Origin of the sequence: Serratia sp. OS31, assembly GCF_014164835.1 — a bacterium.
In the GTDB taxonomy this organism is placed as follows: Bacteria; Pseudomonadota; Gammaproteobacteria; order Enterobacterales; family Enterobacteriaceae; genus Serratia; species Serratia liquefaciens_A.
In genome coordinates this window covers 124505-146619 of the sequence record NZ_JACJFQ010000011.1, presented here as the reverse complement: position 1 = coordinate 146619, position 22115 = coordinate 124505, and the positions used below count along the sequence as shown (strand labels likewise).

General features: G+C 57.5%; 22 protein-coding genes. 16 read left to right on the top strand and 6 right to left on the bottom strand.

All coding sequences use genetic code 11. The features are described from left to right. The first annotated feature begins 198 nt into the window (after window positions 1–198). The 9 genes from H5P17_RS12045 (at window position 199) to H5P17_RS12005 (ending at window position 7655) form a co-directional block, all read left to right on the top strand. A complete protein-coding gene (locus H5P17_RS12045; protein ID WP_182823121.1) occupies window positions 199–1149 on the top strand; it encodes a branched-chain amino acid ABC transporter permease in 951 nt (316 codons plus the stop codon). Window positions 1150–1158: 9 nt separating this feature from the next. Next, window positions 1159–2271 (top strand): ABC transporter ATP-binding protein, encoded by a 1113-nt coding sequence (locus tag H5P17_RS12040; protein ID WP_182823119.1) that lies wholly within the window; start codon window positions 1159–1161, stop codon window positions 2269–2271. Continuing rightward, a complete protein-coding gene (locus H5P17_RS12035) occupies window positions 2268–3038 on the top strand; it encodes an ABC transporter ATP-binding protein (RefSeq protein ID WP_044551406.1) in 771 nt (256 codons plus the stop codon). Before H5P17_RS12040 ends, H5P17_RS12035 begins: the two co-directional genes overlap by 4 nt. Then, a complete protein-coding gene (locus H5P17_RS12030; protein WP_182823117.1) occupies window positions 3031–3744 on the top strand; it encodes an ABC transporter ATP-binding protein in 714 nt (237 codons plus the stop codon). The genes H5P17_RS12035 and H5P17_RS12030 overlap by 8 nt, the downstream gene beginning before the upstream one ends. Window positions 3745–3778: 34 nt before the next feature. Continuing rightward, on the top strand, window positions 3779–4939 hold the full coding sequence (locus H5P17_RS12025; protein ID WP_182823116.1) for a branched-chain amino acid ABC transporter substrate-binding protein: 1161 nt from the start codon (window positions 3779–3781) through the stop codon (window positions 4937–4939). 28 nt (window positions 4940–4967) lie between these two features. Then, window positions 4968–5459 (top strand): L-2-amino-thiazoline-4-carboxylic acid hydrolase, encoded by a 492-nt coding sequence (locus H5P17_RS12020; RefSeq protein WP_182823114.1) that lies wholly within the window; start codon window positions 4968–4970, stop codon window positions 5457–5459. Then, window positions 5456–6682: a Zn-dependent hydrolase gene (locus H5P17_RS12015; RefSeq protein WP_182823111.1), complete on the top strand. Its 1227-nt coding sequence runs from the start codon at window positions 5456–5458 to the stop codon at window positions 6680–6682. The genes H5P17_RS12020 and H5P17_RS12015 overlap by 4 nt, the downstream gene beginning before the upstream one ends. A gap of 88 nt (window positions 6683–6770) precedes the next feature. Continuing rightward, a complete protein-coding gene (locus tag H5P17_RS12010) occupies window positions 6771–7118 on the top strand; it encodes a helix-turn-helix transcriptional regulator (RefSeq protein WP_044551417.1) in 348 nt (115 codons plus the stop codon). 3 nt (window positions 7119–7121) lie between these two features. Then, entirely contained in the window at window positions 7122–7655 is a 534-nt protein-coding gene (locus H5P17_RS12005; protein WP_046373455.1) for an SRPBCC family protein, read from the top strand. On the opposite strand, the gene H5P17_RS12000 is transcribed toward H5P17_RS12005, so the two are convergent. After that, window positions 7656–8684 (bottom strand): transporter, encoded by a 1029-nt coding sequence (locus H5P17_RS12000; RefSeq protein ID WP_182823110.1) that lies wholly within the window; start codon window positions 8682–8684, stop codon window positions 7656–7658. It abuts the gene before it with no gap. A gap of 204 nt (window positions 8685–8888) precedes the next feature. Here H5P17_RS12000 and H5P17_RS11995 point away from each other — a divergent pair, with 204 nt between their 5' ends. From H5P17_RS11995 to H5P17_RS11980, 4 genes are all read left to right on the top strand, one after another. After that, a complete protein-coding gene (locus tag H5P17_RS11995; RefSeq protein WP_182823108.1) occupies window positions 8889–10499 on the top strand; it encodes an inorganic phosphate transporter in 1611 nt (536 codons plus the stop codon). A 26-nt stretch (window positions 10500–10525) separates the two neighbouring features. Next, complete coding sequence (gene ppk2 / locus H5P17_RS11990) at window positions 10526–11440, top strand: polyphosphate kinase 2 (protein ID WP_182823106.1); 915 nt, start codon at window positions 10526–10528, stop codon at window positions 11438–11440. A 162-nt stretch (window positions 11441–11602) separates the two neighbouring features. Continuing rightward, window positions 11603–12436 (top strand): D-alanyl-D-alanine endopeptidase, encoded by an 834-nt coding sequence (gene pbpG / locus H5P17_RS11985; RefSeq protein WP_182823104.1) that lies wholly within the window; start codon window positions 11603–11605, stop codon window positions 12434–12436. A 156-nt stretch (window positions 12437–12592) separates the two neighbouring features. Then, window positions 12593–13576 (top strand): MsnO8 family LLM class oxidoreductase, encoded by a 984-nt coding sequence (locus H5P17_RS11980; protein WP_182823102.1) that lies wholly within the window; start codon window positions 12593–12595, stop codon window positions 13574–13576. A gap of 1 nt (window position 13577) precedes the next feature. Here H5P17_RS11980 and H5P17_RS11975 read toward each other — a convergent pair whose 3' ends face one another. Next, complete coding sequence (locus tag H5P17_RS11975; protein WP_182823100.1) at window positions 13578–14882, bottom strand: aminotransferase class I/II-fold pyridoxal phosphate-dependent enzyme; 1305 nt, start codon at window positions 14880–14882, stop codon at window positions 13578–13580. Window positions 14883–14950: 68 nt separating this feature from the next. On the opposite strand from H5P17_RS11975, the gene H5P17_RS11970 reads away from it, so the two are divergent. Genes H5P17_RS11970 through pdxY form a run of 3 tightly spaced genes read left to right on the top strand, consistent with a single transcriptional unit; the run spans window position 14951 to window position 16761 of the window. Next, on the top strand, window positions 14951–15208 hold the full coding sequence (locus H5P17_RS11970) for a hypothetical protein (protein ID WP_182823098.1): 258 nt from the start codon (window positions 14951–14953) through the stop codon (window positions 15206–15208). Beyond that, entirely contained in the window at window positions 15205–15918 is a 714-nt protein-coding gene (locus H5P17_RS11965) for a glutamine amidotransferase (protein ID WP_182823096.1), read from the top strand. The genes H5P17_RS11970 and H5P17_RS11965 overlap by 4 nt, the downstream gene beginning before the upstream one ends. 3 nt (window positions 15919–15921) lie before the next feature. Beyond that, window positions 15922–16761: a pyridoxal kinase gene (gene pdxY / locus H5P17_RS11960; protein WP_044551438.1), complete on the top strand. Its 840-nt coding sequence runs from the start codon at window positions 15922–15924 to the stop codon at window positions 16759–16761. 41 nt (window positions 16762–16802) lie between these two features. Here pdxY and H5P17_RS11955 read toward each other — a convergent pair whose 3' ends face one another. The 4 genes from H5P17_RS11955 to H5P17_RS11940 form a co-directional block, all read right to left on the bottom strand. After that, window positions 16803–17516: a flagellar brake protein gene (locus H5P17_RS11955; RefSeq protein WP_044551440.1), complete on the bottom strand. Its 714-nt coding sequence runs from the start codon at window positions 17514–17516 to the stop codon at window positions 16803–16805. A 73-nt stretch (window positions 17517–17589) separates the two neighbouring features. Continuing rightward, window positions 17590–18372, bottom strand: coding sequence for an N-formylglutamate amidohydrolase (locus H5P17_RS11950; protein WP_182823094.1), 783 nt, complete (start codon window positions 18370–18372; stop codon window positions 17590–17592). Window positions 18373–18471: 99 nt separating this feature from the next. Further along, the gene (gene olsF, locus H5P17_RS11945) at window positions 18472–20193 is read right to left on the bottom strand and encodes an ornithine lipid synthase OlsF (RefSeq protein ID WP_044551443.1); all 1722 of its coding nucleotides are present in this window, start codon (window positions 20191–20193) and stop codon (window positions 18472–18474) included. 168 nt (window positions 20194–20361) lie between these two features. After that, window positions 20362–22023, bottom strand: coding sequence for a DUF4091 domain-containing protein (locus H5P17_RS11940; protein ID WP_182823092.1), 1662 nt, complete (start codon window positions 22021–22023; stop codon window positions 20362–20364). Between the last annotated feature and the right edge of the window lie 92 nt (window positions 22024–22115).

Genomic DNA, 22115 nt, shown 5'->3' with positions numbered 1-22115 from the left:
ACATTGTATTGTTCTGTTTTTTTCATATGTTGACTATTTTGCTGAAAAATCGGCGGCAGTTGAAAATTAATATACAAATAAATCAATAAATTAAAAACACACATTTTCTGTATAAGAAATTATTTTTCCGTATTTTACAATTTTATTTAATTCTCTACTGTGAGCTTCCTGAATCATTATTTTTCGGGACTCCCTCCTATGGATACGCTGGTACAGCAGACCGTCAACGGGCTGATGCTCGGCAGCATTTATGCCTTGATTGCCCTGGGTTACACCATGGTGTACGGCATTCTGCGCATCATCAATTTTGCCCACGGCGATGTGCTGATGGTCGGAGCGCTGAGCGCCCTGTCCACCATTAACCTGTTGCAGCACCATTTTCCTACGCTGTCACCCTATGTCGTGCTGTTACTGGCGGCGCTGATCGCCATGGCCGTCTGCGCGCTGGTATCTATGAGTATTGAGCGCCTGGCCTATCGTCGTCTGCGCAATGCTCCGCGCCTGGCACCGCTGATCAGCGGAATTGGCGTTTCTCTGCTGCTGCAAACGCTGGCCATGCTGATCTGGTCGCGCAACCCGTTGATGTTCCCGCAACTGCTGCCAATGGATCCTATCGCCCTGACCCCAGGCAGCGCCAACCACGCGCCGGCGGTGATCACCGGTACCGGTATTGCCACGCTGGCAATCGCGCTGCTGGTGATGGCCGGGCTGCTGCTATTGGTCGAGCACTCTCGCTTTGGGCGTGCCATGCGCGCCACGGCAGAAAACCCGCAGGTTGCCGGCCTGATGGGCATAGACCCCAACCGCATCATCGTTCTGACATTCGCCCTCGGCGGCGCTTTGGCGGCAGTGGCGGGCATCATGATGGCCAGCAACTACGGCAATGCCGGTTTCTCCATGGGCTTTCTGCCGGGTATCAAAGCCTTTACCGCGGCGGTGTTAGGCGGCATCGGCAACCTGCGCGGCGCCATGCTCGGCGGTCTGTTGCTGGGGTTGTTCGAGTCGTTGGGCACCGGCTATCTCGGCGAACTGACCGGGGGCACCTTCGGCAGTAACTATCAGGACGTTTTCGCCTTCCTGATATTGATCGCCGTGTTGGTATTTCGCCCATCCGGGCTGCTGGGCGAACGCGTCGCCACCCGCGCCTGAGGAGACAAGATGACTATTTTGACTCACCTACAGCAAACCGATGCCCCTGGCCGTGCCAGACTCGGCGTGGCGCTGTTTATGCTCGGCCTGCTGCTGGCCCCCTGGGTGGCCGGTGCCGCAGGCGGTAACTACTGGGTGCGGGTGATCGATTTTGCCTTGCTCTACCTGATGCTGGCATTGGGGCTGAACATCGTGGTCGGCCTCACCGGCCTGCTGGACATGGGGTTTATCGCCTTTTACGCGGTAGGTGCCTATCTGACCGCGTTATTGTCGTCACCACACCTCACCGAGCAATTTCCAATATTGCTGCAGTGGTTCCCCGATGGGCTGCATTTGTCGATCCTGCTGCTGATCCCGCTGGCGGCTTTATTGGCAGCGCTGTGCGGCATTCTGCTGGGCGCACCGACGCTGCGACTGCGTGGAGACTATTTGGCGATTGTCACCTTGGGCTTTGGCGAGATCGTCCGCATTCTGATGCGCAATCTGGACCGGCCGCTCAACATCACCAACGGGCCCAAAGGGATCTCCGGCATCGATCCGGTCTCGCTATTTGGCCTGAAGTTTTCGGGGATGCAACAGTGGTTCGGTTTCCGCTTTTCGTCACTGTATCTCTATTACTACCTGTTCGCCGCCCTGCTGCTGCTGATCCTGTTTATCTGTCTCCGCCTGCAACATTCACGGGTGGGTCGGGCCTGGACCGCTATCCGCGAAGATGAAGACGCGGCACGGGCGATGGGAATCAATACGCGTAATTTCAAGCTGTTGGCTTTCGCCATAGGCGCCACCTTCGGCGGCATCGCCGGGGCTTTATTTGCGGCATTTCAAGGGTTCGTCTCACCGGAGTCCTTTACGCTGCAAGAGTCCATCGCGGTGCTGGCGATGGTGGTGTTGGGCGGCATGGGCCATATCCCCGGGGTGATCCTCGGTGCCCTGTTGCTGGCCGCCTTGCCTGAACTGCTGCGCAGCACCATGGGGCCGCTGCAGCAGGCGCTGTTCGGCCAGGTGTGGATCGATCCGGAAATCATCCGCCAGCTGTTCTACGGGTTGGCGTTGATTCTGGTGATGCTGTATCGCCCGGCAGGCCTGTGGCCCGCACGTCATCAACAGGGAGCCACTTTATGACGCCGCTTCTCACGCTCAGTCACGTCAGTAAACGCTTTGGCGGATTAACCGCGGTGGACGATGTCAGCATCAGCATTCGCCAGGGTGAGATTTACGGCTTGATCGGCCCCAACGGCGCCGGCAAAACCACCTGCTTCAACCTGATCACCGGTCTGTACCGCGCCGACAGCGGCGAATTCCGCCTGCAAGAACAGCGTTACAAGCCACAGGCTATCGATAAGGTGGCGCAGGCAGGCATCGCGCGTACCTTCCAGAACCTGCGCCTGTTCAATGAAATGACCGTGTTGGAAAACGTGATGGTCGGCTGTCACCTGCGCACCCGCAACGGCCTGTGGGCGGCAATTTCACGTCATCGGCGCGCCCGCCAGGAAGAGCAGGCCACGCGGGAAAAATCCCACGCGCTGCTGGAGTACGTCGGCATCAGTCAGTTCGCGCATTATCGCGCCGGCGATCTTTCCTATGGCCACCAGCGTCGGCTGGAAATCGCCCGGGCATTGGCGACCGAGCCTAAATTGCTGGCGTTGGATGAACCCGCGGCCGGGATGAACGCCGGCGAGAAAGTGGCGCTGCGCGATCTGCTGCTACGCATTCGTGACAGTGGCAAAACCCTGTTATTGATCGAGCATGACGTCAAGCTGGTGATGGGCCTTTGCGACCGCATGACGGTACTCGACTACGGCAAAGTCATCGCCGAAGGCGAACCGGCACAGGTAAGGCGTGAGCCTGCGGTGATCCGCGCTTATCTGGGAGGCGCTGCCCATGTCTGAGCCCTTACTCAGCGTTAAAAATTTAAAAGTGTCTTACGGCGGAATTCATGCGGTGAAAGGCATCGATTTTACGGTGAACAGCGGCGAGCAGGTGACGTTAATCGGCGCCAACGGCGCGGGCAAGACCTCCAGCCTGCGCGCTCTGACCGGCCTGCAGTCGTTTGAAGGAGAAATCCTGTTCGACGGCCTTTCCATTCGCGGCGTACCCCCGCATCGCTTGCTGCAGCAGGGGCTGGTGATGGTGCCGGAGGGCCGCGGGATTTTCGCCCGCATGACGGTATTGGAGAATCTGCAGCTTGGCGCTTATTCACGCTCTGACAAACCGGCGGTTCGACAGGATTTGGAGCAGGTTTACGCGCTTTTCCCTCGCTTGCGCGAACGGCTGCGCCAACAGGCCGGATTACTTTCCGGTGGTGAGCAGCAGATGGTGGCGATCGGTCGTGCGCTGCTGAGCCGCCCGCGCCTGCTCATACTGGATGAGCCTTCTATGGGCTTGGCGCCTATCGTGGTTGAGGCCATTTTTGAGGTTATCAAACGCCTGTCGCATGACGGCGTCACGTTACTGTTGGTTGAACAAAACGCCAGGCTGGCGCTGGCGTCGACCGATCGCGCTTATGTGCTGGACAGCGGCAATCTGAACCATAGCGGCCGCTCTGCCGACCTGCTGGATGATGAAAAAATCAAACAAGCCTATCTGGGCGAATAACCGTGTTTACTTTTAACCACACCGGGAGTTTTACATGAACAAAATCACTCGCTTCAAGCCGCTGGCGTTAGCCACCGCCGTTCTGGTCAGCCTGAGTGCCGCCTCGTCGGCGCTGGCCGATGAAACCATTCTGATCGGTCTGGCCGGCCCGTTAACCGGCCCTTCCGCGCGTATCGGTAAAGATTTGGAAAACGGCGCTAAGCTGGCGATCGCCGATGCCAACGCGCAGAAACCCACGCTCAAAGGCAAAGCCGTCACCTTTAAATTGTTGTCCGAGGACGATCAATCCGATCCGCGCACCGCCGTCGCGGTGGCGCAACGCCTGGTCGACGAAGGCGTGGCTGGTGTGGTCGGCCATTGGAACACCGGCACCAGTATCCCGGCCGCACGCATTTACCACGACGCCGGTATTGCCCAGGTCGCGCCGGTCGCCACCGGCCACGGCTATACTCAACAGGGGTTTGATACCAGCTTCCGCGTCATGGGCCATGACGACGATGGCGGTAATTACGCCGGGATCTACGCCGTCACACAGCTAAAAGCCAAGCGCATTGCAGTGATTGACGACCGTACCGCGTTCGGACAAGGACTGGCGGATGAATTCATCAAGTCGCTGGCAGCTCAGGGTATCCAACCGGTGGCGCGTGAATATGTCGACGACAAGACCGTCGATTTCAGCGCGGTCCTGACCACCGTACGCAGCAAAAACGCCGATTTGATCTTCTTCGGCGGCGTCGACTCGCAGGCAGCGCCGCTGGCACGCCGTATCAAACAGTTGGGCATGAACACCCCGTTGATGGGAGCCGGCGGTTTTGTCAGCCAGACCTTCCTGACGCTGGCACAGAAAGAAGGTGAAGGCGTAGTGGCGCTGGAGCCCGGTCTGCCGCTGGAGCAAATGCCCGGTGGCAAAGCCTTTGAGCAGGCCTACCGCGACCGCTACCAAACCCATATCGAACTGCATGCGCCGTTTGCCTACGACGCCACCCGGGTATTGATTGCCGCCATTGAGCAGGCGGGCTCCGCCGATCCGGCCGATTATCTGCCGAAGCTGCGCGCCATTCATTATCAGGGCGTCACCGGCACCATTGCATTCGATTCACAGGGCAACCTGCAACAGCCGAGCTTCACCCTGTACCGGGTGGTTGACGGCAAATGGCAGCCGCAGACCGTACTGGGTGGCGCAAAAAAACAATAAAAACCCGCAAGCAATGAGGAGCAAGGCGATGAGCGATGAAAAAAACGAGTTGGGTATTCTGGCCCGCCGCCGCATAGAGGCGGAAATCATCAAACCGATCTACCAGATCCTGGTGCGCGAGATCGGCAAAGAGCGCGCACAGGCGGTCATTGGCGAGGCTATCGAAAATGCCGCCATCGAAGCCGGCAAAAACTTCGCTGCGCAGGAGCCCAATGGCGCGGATTTGCAAAGTTTCGCCGCCTTGCAGTACCTGTGGGAAAAAGACGATGCGCTGCAGGTGAAGGTGATCTACCAGGACGAGCAGCATTTTAACTATGACGTCACCCGCTGCCGCTATGCCGAGATGTACCATCAAATGGGCTTGGGTGAGATCGGCCATCTGTTGTCCTGCGCGCGCGACAGTCAATTTATCGTCGGCTACGCGCCAGAGGTAGAACTGCAGCGCACCCAGACCATCATGTCCGGCGCGTCCTGCTGTGATTTTCGCTATGCCGCCAAGGCGCAGGGAGAGGAAAAGTGACGCATCGAGTGAACGGAGATCGCCTGTGGCAAAGCCTGCTCGACATGGCTCAGTTCGGCGCTATTCCAAAAGACGGCGTGACACGGCTGGCCCTGAGTGAAGAAGACCGCCAGGCACGCGATCGGTTACGCGATTGGGCCCTGGAGGCCGGTTGCAGCGTACGCATCGACCGCATGGGCAATATGTTCCTGCGCCGCGAAGGCACTCGTCCGGATCTGGCCCCGGTGGTCACCGGCTCCCACGTTGATTCCCAGCCCAACGGCGGCCGTTTCGACGGTATTTACGGCGTGCTGGCCGGGCTGGAGGTGATCCGCACCCTAAACGATCGACAAATCGCAACCGAACGTGCGGTGGAAGTCATCAACTGGACGAATGAAGAAGGCGCACGCTTTGCGCCGGCAATGATCTCTTCTGGGGTATTTGCCGGCGTGTTCGAGCTTGAATACGGCCTGTCGCGCCAGGATGCACAGGGCACCAGCATCGGCGAAGCCTTGCAGCAAATCGGCTACGCCGGCGAGCATCCGGTGGGCAACATGCCGATTCACGCCGCCTTTGAGCTGCACATCGAGCAAGGCCCGATCCTCGAAGCGGAAAACATTGAGATTGGCGTAGTGACCGCTGCGCAAGGGCAACGCTGGTATGAGCTGGAGATCACCGGGTTCAGCGCCCATGCAGGCACGACGCCGATGGATCGTCGGCGCGACGCCCTGCTCGGCTTCGCCGACATGGTCAAGGCGGTCAATGAGATCGGTAAAGCCTTTATGCCGGACGCTCGCGCCACGGTGGGTATGGCGCAGATCACGCCCAATTCCCGCAACGTGGTGCCGGGCAAGGTGTTCTTCAGCGTCGAATTCCGTCACCCGCAAGAGGCGGTATTGGCGCAGATGGAACAACGTTTGCTTGCCGCGGTGACCAAAGTGGGTGTCGATGGGCTGAAGGCCCGCGCCGAGCGCATTTTCCAATATCAACCGATACGCTTTGATTCTGGTTGCATCGACAGTGTGCGACAGGCCGCCTGCACGCTGGGTTATTCACACCGGGATATGATTTCCGGTGCCGGTCATGACGCCTGCTACCTGAGCCGGGTAGCACCGACGGCGATGATATTCATTCCCTGCGTGGAGGGCATCAGCCACAACGAATTGGAGAACATCTCCCCGGAGTGGTCAACCGCCGGGGCCAACGTGCTGCTCAACGCGATATTGGCGCAAACCCACGCCTGATCCCTGGCTCCGGTTAACCTGCCGGGGCCAGAAAAAAATATTCAACAAACTGGTTGAATATTAGCCCACCTGTTCTATATTCAACCATATGGTTAAATTATCTTCCTCACAGCTGGACGCCATTTTCCATGCGCTTTCCGACCCGACACGCCGCGCGATACTGCGGTCGCTGGCCGGCGGCGAGCACAGCATTGGTGAACTGGCCGCGCCGTTGCAGATGTCGTTTGCCGGCGCCTCCAAGCACATTAAAGCACTGGAGCTTGCTGGGCTGGTGCAGCGCACCGTGCAAGGAAGAAACCATATCTGCCGGCTTGAACCCGAGCCCATGGCGCAGGCCATGCAATGGTTGCAAACCTACGAGCATTTCTGGACTGAGCGGCTGGACGCGCTGGAAACAGCGCTGCTGCAGCCGGAACCGAATCCTCCCGAGGAGTGAATGATGAACGACTACGGCATGATTATTGAAACCGGCACGCTGCGCATTCAGCGGCTGCTGCCCGGCCCGATCGAGCGGGTCTGGGCCTATCTGACGGAATCCGACAAACGTGCCACCTGGCTGGCCGCCGGCGAGATGAAGCTGGAAAATGGAGCCCAGGTGGAGCTGGTTTTTCGCAATTCCGATCTGACCGGCGAACACGAACAAACGCCGGCCAAATATAAGCACCTGAGCTGCAGCGTCAGCAACGTCGGCCATATCACCTGCCTTTTCCCACCGCGGTTGCTGAGTTTTACCTGGGCCGAACAGGGGCAAAGCCGCCCCTCCGAGGTGACCTTCGAACTGACCGAACAGGGTAAAGCCGTGCTGCTGACGGTTACCCACCGTCGCCTGGCCAACCGTGATGAAATGCTCAGCGTGGCCGGGGGGTGGCACACCCATCTGGATATCCTGGTCGATCGCCTGCACAATCGCCAACCACAGCCGTTCTGGAGCACCCACACCAGGCTGGAAGAAGAGTACCGAGCCAGACTTTAATCACCTCTCGTCCCGCCGTCTGAACGCCAGATAGCCGGTGACCAGCGTAAAGCCGCCGACCAGCAACACCATCAAAACAAAGCCGTGGTGATTGCTGGCCAGCGGGATCCCTCCCACGTTCATGCCAAAGAAGCCGGCGACGATATTGATTGGCAGTGCCAACACGGTGATCACCGTCAGGGTGTAAAGCGTGCGGTTGTTCTGTTCCATCTGCTTGGCGCCTATCTCTTCCTGCAACAAGCGAATGCGTTCGGTCAAACTGGCGAGATCGTTTAGCACCACCGTGAACTCTTCGGTGAACTGACGCAGATCCTGTACCACGTCCCGGCTCAGCCAGGTCGGCGGCCGATTCAGCAAGCGAAACAGCGCCGCGGGCTCCGGCGCCAGCAGACGCTGAAAACGCAGCAGCATGCGGCGCATCCTCCCCAGTTCGGTACGGTTGCGTTTCACATGGTTGCTCAGCAGGCGATCTTCGATGGTATCGACATACTGGTTGGCCTGCCGCACCACCTGCTCCAGCACCTCTTCCTGCTCCTCCAGCAAATGCGCCAGCAATTCGGTAGAAGACGCCAACTGCAGCGGCCCCAGCCGGCCCAGCAGCCGCTCAATCAAACGCAGCGGTTTGTGCCGAACCGTGACCACCAGGCCACTGCGGCAATACAGCCACAGCGTCGCAATCTCAGGGTTATTCTCTTTCGGGTGGAAGATAACGTCGTTAAGCACCGCGAACAAATCCTCTCCCTGACGTTCTATGCGCGTGGTATGAGATCCGTGGCGGATCTCGTCGAAGAAAAAGTCGGAAATCGCAAAGTGGTTTTTCAGCCATTTTTCCGCCGCGGCATGGTTCAGGTTGAGATGCAGCCAGATAAATCCCTCCCCCGGCGACAGCGTCTGATAGGCCTGGCAGGCCTGTTGCGAAGAGACCCGCTGCGGCGGCTCTGCCGTACGAAAAACGTGGCCGTAAATCAGCCCGGTGACCTCATCGTCAAAATCAAGTTTGTGTAATTTTTCCGCAACCGTTTGAGCCATAAACCTTTGTCCCGAATAACCGCACGCATGAATTAATTAATCTCAGTCTTTATATCAACCTTTAAATGCCAACGTTAATTATTTTCACTGTTCCCGATGATTAATATTAGCGTCATAAAAAAGTCACATTATTTCCCAATACTTTGATGGCAACACCGTACAGCACCGTCAGTAATCTAATGAAGCCTATCGGGAAGGTCCTTTATGAGCGATAACAGCGCCGTTCAAGCGGGTGCGCCATCTGCGTCAAGCCTGCCAAAAATCTACCAAAAGAACAGTCGACTCACTGTTCTTTTTTTTGTTTTTTTATTAGTGCTGGGGATAGCTTTTGCCGGAGTAAATCTATTTAACGACGTCAGCGATGCCGGTGCGGTTTATACCAGTTACGTTCCGTTTCTTTTATTGGGATTGGCGTTATTGATCGCGCTCGGCTTTGAATTCGTTAATGGTTTCCACGATACCGCCAATGCGGTAGCCACCGTGATTTACACCCATTCACTGTCGCCGATGGTGGCGGTGGTTTGGTCGGGGTTCTTTAATTTTCTCGGCGTGTTGCTCTCCAGCGGCGTGGTCGCTTTCGGCATCATTTCGCTGCTGCCGGTTGAACTGATCTTGCAGGCCGGTACCGGCAACGGATTCGCCATGGTCTACGCCCTGCTGTTCTCGGCGATTATCTGGAACCTCGGCACCTGGTGGCTGGGGCTGCCTGCGTCGTCATCGCATACCTTGATAGGCTCGATCATCGGCGTTGGGGTGGCTAACGCCCTGATCCACGGGCGCACCGGCACCAGCGGCGTCGACTGGGGCCAGGCCATTAAAGTGGGTTATGCCCTGCTGCTTTCACCGGTGATCGGCTTCGTGTTTGCCGCCTTGCTGCTGCTGGCGCTGAAGGTCTTTGTCAAAAACCGCCAGTTGTATACCGCCCCCAAAAATGACTCGCCGCCGCCGTTGTGGATCCGCAGCCTGCTGATCCTGACCTGTACCGGCGTTTCCTTTGCTCACGGCTCCAACGACGGGCAAAAAGGCATGGGCCTGATCATGCTGATCCTGGTCGGTACCATGCCCATTGCCTATGCGTTGAACCGTTCGATGCCGCCGGAGCAAATCCCCCGCGTAGCGGCATTGGCGGAAGTGACAAAGAACCAACTGTTGCAACAGTTCCCAGCGGTCAGCCAGGTTCCCCCACGTGAAGTTCTCACCGGCTATGTTCGCACCAGCGAGCTGACACCTGAAGTGGTGCCTGCCCTGGCCCAACTGACCGGTGCCATCGGCGATCAAATTCGCCAGTACGGTTCGGTCGACAAAATCCCTGCGCAGGCGGTATCCAACACCCGAAATGATATGTACCTGACGTCGGAGGTCATTAAGCACCTGAAGACGGAAAAACAACTTCAGATCCCCGCTGACTCGCAACGCAATCTGGACGCGCTGAAAGGTGAATTGGACAGCGCCACCCGCTTTATTCCGTTCTGGGTCAAGGTGGTGGTGGCGATAGCGCTTGGGCTGGGCACCATGGTCGGCTGGCGGCGCATCGTGGTCACCGTGGGCGAGAAGATCGGTAAAAGCCATCTCACCTATGCTCAGGGCGCCAGCGCCGAGCTGGTGGCGATGACCACTATCGGAGCGGCGGACGCCTTCGGCCTGCCGGTTTCCACCACCCACGTTCTTTCATCCGGCATTGCCGGGACTATGGCGGCCAACCGCTCCGGCCTGCAAATGTCCACCCTGCGCAATCTGCTGATGGCCTGGGTGCTGACGCTGCCGGCCTCGGTGCTGCTTTCCGCCGGGCTCTACTGGATCTTCACCCATTTTTAAAACCGGGCTAACACGGAGAATCAACTATGGCTATGCATGAATTTAATCACGACGACACCTTCAACCAGCGCCTGCTGCAGGAATTCTACGACAGCTATGACGAAGAGCTGGAAATGGAACTGAACGACCTGCGCTTTGACGACACCGAAGTGGACAGCGACCAGAAAAAAGCCTGGCGCAAACAGTACTTTCGCGAGTTGCTGCGGCTGCAGGGTGAGCTGGTCAAACTGCAGGACTGGGTGATGCGTACCGGCCACCGTTTGGTGATCATCTTTGAAGGCCGCGATGCCGCCGGCAAGGGCGGCGTGATCAAACGCATCACCCAGCGTCTGAACCCGCGTACCTGCCGTGTGGCCGCGCTGCCGGCCCCCAACGACCGCGAACGCACCCAGTGGTACTTCCAGCGCTATATCGCCCACCTGCCGGCCGCCGGCGAAATGGTGTTGTTCGATCGCAGCTGGTACAACCGTGCCGGAGTGGAAAAAGTGATGGGCTTTTGCAACGACGAGGAATACGAAGAGTTTTTCCGCAGCGTGCCGGAGTTCGAGAAGATGCTGACGCGCAGCGGCATTCAAATCGTCAAGTATTGGTTCTCGATCACCGACGATGAGCAGGAACTGCGTTTCCTCAGTCGCATCCACGATCCGCTCAAGCAGTGGAAGCTCAGCCCGATGGATTTAGAGAGCCGCCGTCGCTGGGAGGATTACACCGAGGCCAAGGAGGTCATGTTAGCGCGCACTAACATTCCTGAGGCGCCATGGTGGGTGGTTCAGGGTGTCGACAAGAAAAAGGCCCGGCTGAACTGTATCAGCCATCTGCTTAAGCAACTGCCTTACGAAGAGGCCGAAGGCAACGTGATCACCCTGCCGCCACGCAAACGCAGCCCGGACTACAGCCGCAGCCCGGTCCCGGATAACATGGTCGTGCCAGAAGTGTATTGATCCCCTGCCAGGGAGGCGCATCGCCGCCTCCCTACCTTACCCTCACGCCGAACGCCACCGCCGGGTTTTCAGATCCGCAAGGGTCACCTTATTTTCTCCACATTTGCTGTGCAGACTCTTGCTGATATTTATTCATCAGTCAGGAACATAGTCACGGTTGCCATGCATTTATTGAATTCCCTTTTTCGCTTTTCCACCTCAGGTTTCGGCGTCAGTTTGATTCTCACGCTGTTGTTGGTTCCCCCCTCTGCACAGGCCGCTGCGCCGCTGGCGCTTCACTCTGCTTCGGTGTTGGTGGTCAATCAGCGTACCGGCAAAACGCTGTATCACAAACAAGCCAACCGCGTGGTGCCGATAGCATCGCTAAGCAAATTGATGACCGCCATGGTGGTATTGGACAGCAAACGCCCGCTGGGCAACCCGATAAAAGTCACTCCTGCCGACCGCGATCTGCTCAAGAAGACCCATTCGCGCCTGACCCTGGGCTCCATTCTCAGCCGTCGCGATATGCTGCACATCGCCCTGATGTCATCGGAAAATCGTGCGGCGGCCGCGTTGAGCCGCAGCTATCCCGGCGGACGAAAAGCCTTTGTGGCGAAAATGAATCAGAAAGCCCGCATCCTCGGCATGAAACACGCCCGTTTTTACGATCCGACCGGCCTGACGCCGCGCAACGTTGCCAGCGCCAATGATCTGCTGAAAATGGTTAATCACGCCTACCGTTATCAGACCATTCGCCGTTTCAGCACCGACAGGCAACAAATCGTCCGCCCTGGTCGCGGCCAACTGGTTTATCGCAGTTCCAATGGGCTGATCAACAATCCCGCCTGGAAAATTCAGCTGCAAAAGACCGGTTTCACCAACGAAGCCGGTCACTGTCTGGTGATGCGAACCCTGATCAAGGGGCAGCCGGTGGTGATGATCCTCCTTGGCTCAAAGCAGCGCTACGGCCACTACAGCGACGCTATTCGCCTGAAGGACTGGCTGGAATCCTGATGTAAATCGGGCGCGTCAACCACGCGCCCCTTTACCACCCTGTGCATATCTAAATCCGTTTTTTATCAATGGAATATCCTATCTCCAATCAATATTACGCCGCCGGCATCCTGCATGGTATTTGTCATCAATCATCGATGAGAAAGGAACAGGAAAATGGCTTATGCCCTGAGCGTGTTGGAAAAAAGTCCGATTGCCGAAGGAGAAAGCGCCGCCGAGGCGCTCAAGCGCACGCTGCATCTGGCACAGCAGGCGGAGGTCTGGGGGTACCGCCGTTTTTGGCTGGCGGAGCATCACAATACCCCGCAGCTGGCTTGCCCTTCCCCGGAAGTGCTGATTGCCTATTTGCTCGGACAAACCTCGCGGATCCGTATCGGCTCCGGCGGCGTCATGCTGCAACATTACAGCGCTTATAAGGTAGCGGAGAACTTCAATCTGCTGGCCACGCTGGCACCGGGCCGGGTTGATTTGGGCGTGGGAAAAGCGCCAGGCGGGCTACCGCTGTCGACTCAGGCGCTGCAGGCCGCGCACGATCAACAGAATAAGCCTGACTTCCCTCAACAGCTCGCGCAGCTCAATGCCTATCTTAACGATGATGCGCAGCCTGGCCTGAGCGCCACGCCACAGCCGCTGCAACCGGCGCAACGCTTTCTGCTGGGCGCCAGCAACGAAAGCGCCCAACTGGCCGCCGAACACGGCTGGGCCTTTGTGTTTGCCGCCCATCTCAATGGTAATCCGGAGGATATCCGTCGGGCGCTGGCCCATTACAGTGAGCAAAGCGGTGGCCGCAAAGCCCTGCTGGCGGTGGCGGCGATCGTCGCCGTCAGCGAAAGCCAGGCTAAAGATCTGGCAGCCGGGATCCAGCAGTACCGTGTCCACGTGACCGGCGGGCAAAGCGTGACCGTCGGCAGCCTGGAGCAGGCGGAAAGCTTTGTGCAACAGGCCGGCGCTACCGATTACCGTATCGAACCGCGCGAAAGCCACATTCTGCTGGGTACCGCCCGGCAGGTGCGCCAACAGCTGGATCAGTTGCACCAGCAGTACGGCGTAGAGGAGTTTGTGATTGATACCCCCATCAGCCAGCCTGCCGCCCGCCTTGCCTCTCTGCAATTGCTGGCGTTAGCGGGTGAGGCTGTTTGATTCAGTTAACCACGGTGCCGGCACCGATGGCGACGGCCAGATCCTGAGCCAGCGTTTCCAGCTGCGCCGGCTCAAGGTTAGCCAGACTGATGCGGATCGCCGGACCGCTTTTCAGGCGGAAGGGTTCGCCGCTCTGCACCAGCCAGCCGCGCTGCGCCATCATTTGGCTGGCGGCGGCTTCTGAACGCACCGGCAACCAGATATGCACTCCCTCTCCCGGCGACACCGGCACGCCGGTCAATGCGTGCAGCCGTTCGGACAAATCGTCACGCCGCTGCTGATAAGTTTGCTGCGCCCGTGCAAACAACCCCTCTTGCCGGGCCTGCGTCCACAGTTTAACGGCAATCTGCTGCAGGATATGGCTGACCCAGCGTTCGCGAATGTATTGATCCGCCCGCATGGTCTGCAGCAGTTGCGGCTTGCCGCAGGCCAGCGCAATTCGCAGATCCGGGCTGAGGAACTTGCTCAGCGATAACACATACAGGCCATTGTCTGCGGCAAAGGGCAAATGCAACGGCCGCTGCGACAGGAGGCCCCAGAAGTCATCGACGATCGCCAGACAGCCAGGGTTTTGCGACAGGAATTCCCGCCAACTCGCGGCCCGGCCCGCGCTCAATGACATGCCGGTCGGGTTCTGTGCCCGAGGCGTCATGATCACCGCGGCCCCCAGAGGCGCGGCCTCTTTTTCCGGCAAGCGGCACCCTTGTTCATCAACCGGTAACGGCAAAGGCTTCAGCCGCAGATGCCGCAACAGCGTCAGTAACGGTGGCCAGCAGGGATCTTCCACCCACACCGAGGCGCCCGGCGCCGCATGAATACGCAACGCCTTTTCGATAGCGTCCAGCGCGCCGGAAAACACCGCCGATTCACCCAAGTCTGCCCCTTGTTGGCTTAACCAGTCGCCGGCAAGCCGGCACAACGCCGGTAAATCCCCGCTGACGTCATAACCGGTCTGCTGCGGGAAAACGTCTTCGGCGCCCAGCGACAGGGCCGGCAACAGTGCGGCATCCAGATTACCACTCGCCAAATCCCTCATGCCCTCCGGCACTTGCCGAACATTACGCACCGTCATTAAAGGTTGCTCTAGTACCTGAGTACCGGCACGCCCGCGGGTAGCCACCAAACCGGCATCGCGCAGCTTGGCATAGGCGCTGGCGACGGTATTGGGGTTGACCCCCAACTCGCCGGCCAATTGACGCACCGGCGGCAGCAGGTCACCCGGCTGCAGATCCCCCTGCTTTATCTGTGTGCTGATCTGTTCAGCAATCTGGACAGCGCTGCCGCCTTTTGCATACAATGATCTCATACATAAAACCTTTTTGTATTAGTTCAAAACAGATTACCTGTTTCGAACGGAAAAGTTAAGGGGTAAAGATGGAAAAACATTACGTACTGGATATTAAACAGGGCGGGAAAGCTTTTGGCCGCTTGCAGATGTTCACGCCCTGGGCCGCCGAACAGCTGCAGCAGGCTCAGGCGCTGTTCCCTGCCGATCAGGGCTACCAGTTGAGTATCAGCCAGGTCAAAGAGCGTCGGATAGTTTATCAAAGCGGCCTTGGCGGTATCACCATCCTGGGCGATACGCTGGAACTGGAACCTTACCCCCATAGCCAAGAGGCACCACAACAATGAAAAAAGTTGTCGCGATCCGACATGTGAATTTTGAAAACCTCGGCATTCTGGGCTCACTGCTGTCATTGCGTGGCTATCAGATTGATTATTTCGACGCAGGCCGTGACGACATCCGCACCATCGTTAATGAGGATACCGACCTGCTGGTGGTGCTGGGCGGGCCGATCAGCGCCGCTCAGCACTTTGCCGGCCAGCAAAACTATGCGTTTCTCAACGATGAGTTAGCACTGGTTACCCAGCGTTTACAGCAAAAACAGCCTACGATCGGTGTCTGTCTCGGCGCGCAGGTGATTGCCCAGGCGTTGGGTGCCGAAGTCGTTTCGCTCGGTGTGAAAGAGATCGGTTACGCCCCCTTAACCTTGACGGACAATGAAGACTCGGTGCTGGCGCCACTGGCATCCACGCCGGTGCTTCACTGGCACGGCGATATGTTTATGATCCCCGAAGGCGCTACCCGCCTGGCGGGTACCGATATCTGCCCCAATCAGGCATTTGAGTATCAGGATTTCGCCCTTGGGCTACAGTTCCATCTGGAAGCCGACCACCGCGATCTTGAGCGCTGGCTGGTAGGCCATGCCTGTGAACTTGAACTGGCCGGCATCGTGCCACAGCTTTTACGTCAACAGGCCGCGCGTTACGGCACAGAATTGGAACAATGCGCCCGCCAGGTATTTGCGCGCTGGTTGGATAAAATCGAACCCAGGAAGTGATAGATGCAACAAATTTCTCAATTACAGCCGCCGCAGATTGATGTCATCAGCATTCAATCTCAGGTGGTGTATGGCAGCGTCGGCAACGGGATAGCCTATCGCACGTTGTTGAAAAAAGGGCTGGAAGTGCTACAGGTGCCCAGCGTGCTGTTCGGTTGCCCCCCTTATTACGGCGCACCCAGCGGCGGTGTGATCTCCGCCGAGTGGTTCGGCGGTTTTCTGGCGGATTTGCTTGCCCGCGGCGTGATGAATCGCACCCGCGCGGTGATTGTCGGTTATCTGGGCAATGTCGACCAATGCCATATTCTGGATGCCTGGTTACAGCGTGTGCGCGCGATCAATCCGCAGATAAAAATTTATATCGATCCGGTGATGGGCGATTACGGCGAAGGGGTGTATGTGGATAAGCGCATTGTCGATTGCTATCGCTCCCCCTTCCTGCAATTGGCCAATGGCCTGACCCCCAACGGCTTCGAACTGGAACAGCTTTGCGGTCACCCTCTGACCACCCAGGAACAGACGCGGCAGGCCGCACAGGCGTTGCTCAATGACACCACCGAGTGGGTGTTGGTGACCAGCGCACCGGGCGTGGCGGAAAACGACGATCAACTGGGGTTACTGCTGGTCAAACACGACGAAGTGCAAAGCTATACCCACCCCAGAATTCAATCAAAGGTCAAAGGCACCGGCGATATGTTTGCCGCGTTGCTGGTCAGCCATCTGCTGCACGGGAAAAGTCTCGATGAGGCGATCGTGACCGCCGGCGGTGAAGTTTGTGCTGTTCTGGCGGAAGCGGAGCATTTCGGCCTGGAGGAAATTGGCAGCCTGCGCGCCTTGAAATAGGCCGGGAGTGACGGGGCAGCCAGCTGCCCCTCGCGTCTTACTTAGCGTTTTTTCTTTTTGTTGAAGTCCAATTCAAACGCAAACACCGCACTCTGAATTTTTCTTTCCATCGCCAAACCCAGTTTCATAAAGCGGCACGACAGGCGTGAAAAATGCACCATGTTGTCGTCGTCATCCAGCTCATGATCGTCGTTGATCACCACCAGCTCCATATTGACCTTGAAACTGCCATAGCTGCCAAGATCCAACAACGCTTTTTTGAACTGGAACCCGGGCTGCAGGTTTGGCGGTAATGGGCCATCAACGCGTAGCCCTACACCACCGGCAGACAGATCGTGGATCCTCAACTGATATTCACTGCCATCGGCGTATTCACCACTGCACAAAAACTGGCGCCAGTGAGGTGTCGTCACGCGAAACTGGCGACGGCGCTGGATGTAAACCAGCTGCTTCGGCAATTGGGTTGAACAAACGTTGACGCCCTGCTGATGGCTGAACTCGGCCCGACCTACGGAGAACTCGATCTTCGCGTCATGGCTTTCAATCACGATGGTGCATTCGCCATCAACCGCCGTATCCGCCTCATCGCCGCTAAACACGATGTTGTCCGGCCCGACGCTCAATAACAAACTCTGAAACTGCTGTTTCTCATTTACGACCCGTAGCGGCGTGCGTTGTTTACAAATCTCACGCAGAATCGCCAGTACTTCAAAGCGCTCCTGCTTGATAAACAATCCGTTATCATTCTGCTCCACTTGACGCTCCTGGCACTTCCCAATGACGTTGACACTTTCCTTACAGTTATCATCACTGGGAATATTCCTAAAGTCAAATTTGCCAGCGATGCCAGGCTTGCGGTAACAGTCTGGCGAAGCGTTCTGCCCAGGCCTGTTGACCTTGTTGATCGGCAAGCAGATCCTGGCGGATCTCGATACCGACATAGGGCAATTGCCGGCGCTCAGCATGCACCGGCAGGGTGTAATCCGTCGCATCGGTCATGGCGTAGGGCTCATTGACGCCCACCTGCAAATCCCCTTCTTCACGCAGCAACTCTGCCAGCAACAGCGCGAACTCCGGTTGACGGTTGAACAACAGCCCTACCTGCCATGGGCGCGCATTGCCTTTAAACACCGGCGTAAAGCTGTGCATGGCAACGATCGCCGTCGGCAGTCCGCTACGCTGGCGTGCATCCAGACTGTCGGTTATCGCCTGATGGTAAGGCAGAAAAATCTCATGCTCGCGCGCCAGTGCCTGTTCGGCCGCAATGCCCACGTTGCCGGGGATCGGCGTCAACTCCGACAGCTCAGGTATGGAGCTGGGAATGCCGGGAGTCCGATTGCAGTCAATGACCAAACGCGAGTAACGCTGATGAATCAGCGGAGCGTCCAGCTGGCGACTAAGGTGACGTGAAACGTTCAGTGCGCCGATGTCCCATCCGATATGACGGTCTATTTCGCCGGGCGGCAGCCCCAGATCGCCCAATTGCTGCGGTATCGCCTGTCCGGCGTGATCGCAAAGCAATAAGAAGGGCGCGAGGCCTTTTGGCGTTTCAATCGCGACGGCGGCGGGATCTTCGGCGGACAACAAAAACGGGGCGAACGGCTGTGGCATGAAAAACTCCGGCGGAGGAACAAAGCCTTATCTTAGGCTATTTCCCCCCGCCGGCGCCAAGCTTCGGATTAGATCAAAAACGCATGAGCGCCATGCCAATTACTCTATGCACGCCTCCTGCGGCTGATGCACTGCGATGTAACGTTGGAAACGCGCCGGTTTAAGCCGCGTGAGATCGACCAGCACCAGCCCATCAATACAGTTATTGAAGGCCGGATCGGTACCAAAATCGATGAACTGCACCCCGCCCGGTTCACACAGTTCGGTGTATTGTTTATACAGCGTGGGGATGGAACAGCCGATATTGCTCAGCAGGCTTTTTAGCCGCACCAGATCTTCCTGATAGTTATCGCCGGCAAACTGCGCCAGCACCTGAGGTAACGAGGCAGGGTACGGCTGCCGAGACTGCGCCAGCGCACTGTCCGGCGAGAAATACAGCCGGTAGAAGGCGATCAGCAGATCGCGCGCCGTTACCGGCATCCCTCCTGAAATGGACACCGGGCCAAACAAATAGCGGTACTGCGGGTACTTCGCCAGGTAGGCGCCAATGCCCAGCCACAGGTAGTCCAGACCCCGTTTGCCCCAGTAGGCCGGCTGAATGAAACTGCGGCCCAGCTCAATGCCCTGCGCCAGGATCGGCGCCATATCGCGGTCATAATGGAACAGGCTGTTGCTGTAAATGCCTTCCAGACCCTTGCGTTCCAGCTGCTCTGCGGTAGGAATAAAGCGGTAGGCGCCGACGATCTCCAACTCATCCGCATCCCACAGCACCAGGTGGTAATAGTCATCATCATAGCTGTCCAGATCGCGGCGGCGACCGGAACCTTCCCCCACCGCACGGAAAGCGATTTCGCGCAGGCGTCCCAGCTCACGCAAGATAGGCGTACGCGCTTCATCCTGACGGCGATACAGGAAGATGATTTTGCCGTCCGGGGTGACCCCCAGCCGCTCGCAGTTTGCCAGCGCTTTCTTCAGTTCCAGCCGGTCTTCCGCCAAGGCGATCGGGGATTCGCTGGCAAATAGTCCTTCTTTACCCTGCCCCAGGCGATAAACATGTCGGCGGAAACGTTCCGCCAGATCTTTCGCGCTGGTATGACCGTCGTGCCAGTTGGCAAAGGGAATACGGCCACCCACGCGGATTTTAATGCGCCCGCCCTGTTGCTGGAACATTTCGCGCACCAGCAATAGCGTGGACAGAGGGCGATAAACCAGGGAGGTGAAGTAGAACAAATTGCTGTTACGGGCGCTGATGTGGATCGGCACAATCGGGGCGCGCGCCTTGGCCGCCAGACGCAAGAAACCGGTATGCCAGTGCCCGTCGCGAATGCCTTTCGGGCTCATGCGCGACACTTCGCCGGCGGGGAACAAAATCAACGCCCCCTGCTTGTCCAATTGCGCCTGCATGCCTTCAATTTGCTTGCGGCTGGTCTTATAGCCGACGTTGTCTACCGGCACGAACAGGCTGCGCAGCGGTTCGATATAGGTCAGCAGTTGGCTGGCCACCACTTTGACATCCGGCCGCACCGCCGCGACCGCACGCAGCAGCACCAGTCCGTCAAGTGACCCTATCGGGTGATTAGCCACCAGCACCACCGGCCCCTGGCTCGGAATGTTTTCCAAGTCGCCATCCACCAGTTCACAGCTGAGGTTGAAGTAGTCCACCACCTGCTCGATCAGATCCAAGCCTTTCAGATGAGGATAGTCGGCGGCAAACTGTTTGAATTCTTTTTCGAAGAGTAAAGTTCTCAGCAGGCTACGCTGCCAGGCAGGGGTATTGCGGTGTGGAAATGCATCATGCAACAGAGAGTCCAAGCTAAACATCGCGTTATCTCCTGGCTTAGTCGCTGCAAAATTAAGCCAGCGCTATGACCCTAACATGTCAGTAACATGACAAAAAAATGAAATCCCTCGACCTATCAGGTATAGCAAATTATTGAAAACTTGGTGGCGACACTCTGCCTGTCGCCCCCTCGCCGCATTTTATGCCAATCAAATCAGCGCTTCGATCCGCTGATTCACCGCTTCGCGCAGCCGCAGCAGCGGTGCTGCCTGATGCGGATAACGTTTAAAAGTGATACGCATCCCCAGTTCCTGTTCAATCAACGCCTCTACCCTGTTGCGGTCCGTCAGGCTTTCCAACAGCTGCAGCGCCCGCATGTCCTGCAACCCCTGATGCAGCACCCGTAACCGCAGCGACTCCACCGGCGTCAGGTTTTCGCCGGGGTAAACCACAAAGGCGTCGCCGGAAGGAAACGCATTTCGGCAATCGGTCACCGCATAGGGGTTAAGTTTTTCTCGCGAATGGCCGCTGTTATAGAAGTTGAACCCCCAGTGCAGAAAACCGCTGATGTTGTACAGGTAAAGCTGGATGCCCAGAATACGATTACGCGCCGAAGGCTGAGCAAAGAAACGGTTGGCTACCTCGGTCTTTTGCACGCAGCAGTAATAGGCCCACAAGCCCGGAACCTGATGCTCAAGAAAAGCGTCTATATGGTCGGTAGCGGCCACCGGCGTTTCCACCAGTCCTTGCTGGTAAAAAGCGTAGTCTGACAGCGCGTCAAAAGTGCGGAACCCGGCCAGCAGCGGGCGCAAGGCGGCAACGGCTCGCTGATAAACGGCAATGTTCTCCAGCGTCGGCTCATCCGAGATATGGAACCAGACCTGCTGTTGCAACTGCCGCTCGCGCAACCAGGCGGTCAACGCCGGCAACAGCGCCTGCAAAAACTGTTGATACTCCTGCGCGTGGGCGTCGGTGTGCCAGCCGAACAGCGGGCAAAGTTCGCCGTCGATCTCCACCAGAATTTTTGGCGCGTGCGCCGCGCCCCACTGGGTGAATAACGGGGCAATCTCAAAGTGTTCAATGCCCTCTTCCTGCGCCATATCCACCCACTGGGCCAGCCGCTGGAAATCAAACTGATAACCCTGCGCGGAACGCTGTACGCCAATCAACTGAACCGTGGTGCGTTCACCGCCGACGGCGGTATCCAGCGGTGGCGTGAAGATCGGCGTCAGCAGCATGTTTACGCCGCTGTTGACCGCACAGCGGACAAGGTTGCGCACCGCCTGCCAATATTCGGGGCTGAACACCGGCACGCGGTAATAATCCGCCAGACAATCGGTATGTACCCACTCGGTATGCAACAGGGTTTGCGGCGGCAGTTCGGCCGGAACGATATGCAGCGTCAGCACGGCGCTGGCCAGGGCTTCGCCGCTGATAACATCAAACAAGGTCAGTTTAAGCGGGTAATTCCCACCTGCCACGGGTGTCGACGGCGGCGTAAAGGTCAGCCAAAGGCAGCCGTAATAATTGTTGGCGACAAAGAAAAGCTGCTCGGCCAGCGGTATCAGCGGATCGGGAAATAACCCCGGTTCGGTACGCAGATAGTTCTCATCGGTCTGGGCATAACAGGGAAAGTGACTGGGTACCGATTGCACCTGACGCACGCTGATATACTCCGCCAGGGATCCCTCAAGACGGTAGCTTAATTCACGTCGAGTTTCGTTATCTGCCCGATGAAGGCAATAAACGCCTTGCCAGGAAAGCATCTCATTGTTCAAACCACTCAACTTATTTATTTGATCAATCTGTGGTGCATTACGGCTGTGGAATATCTTTTCCAGACTGTGAGTAAAGGTCAATGAAAGGCGCATGGCAGTAATCTCGCTCTAATGGGGAAATACCGATGAGTGATTTTCAGGCTAAACCCTTTTATCGATTCAAACAATAGTGGTCATTAGAAAAA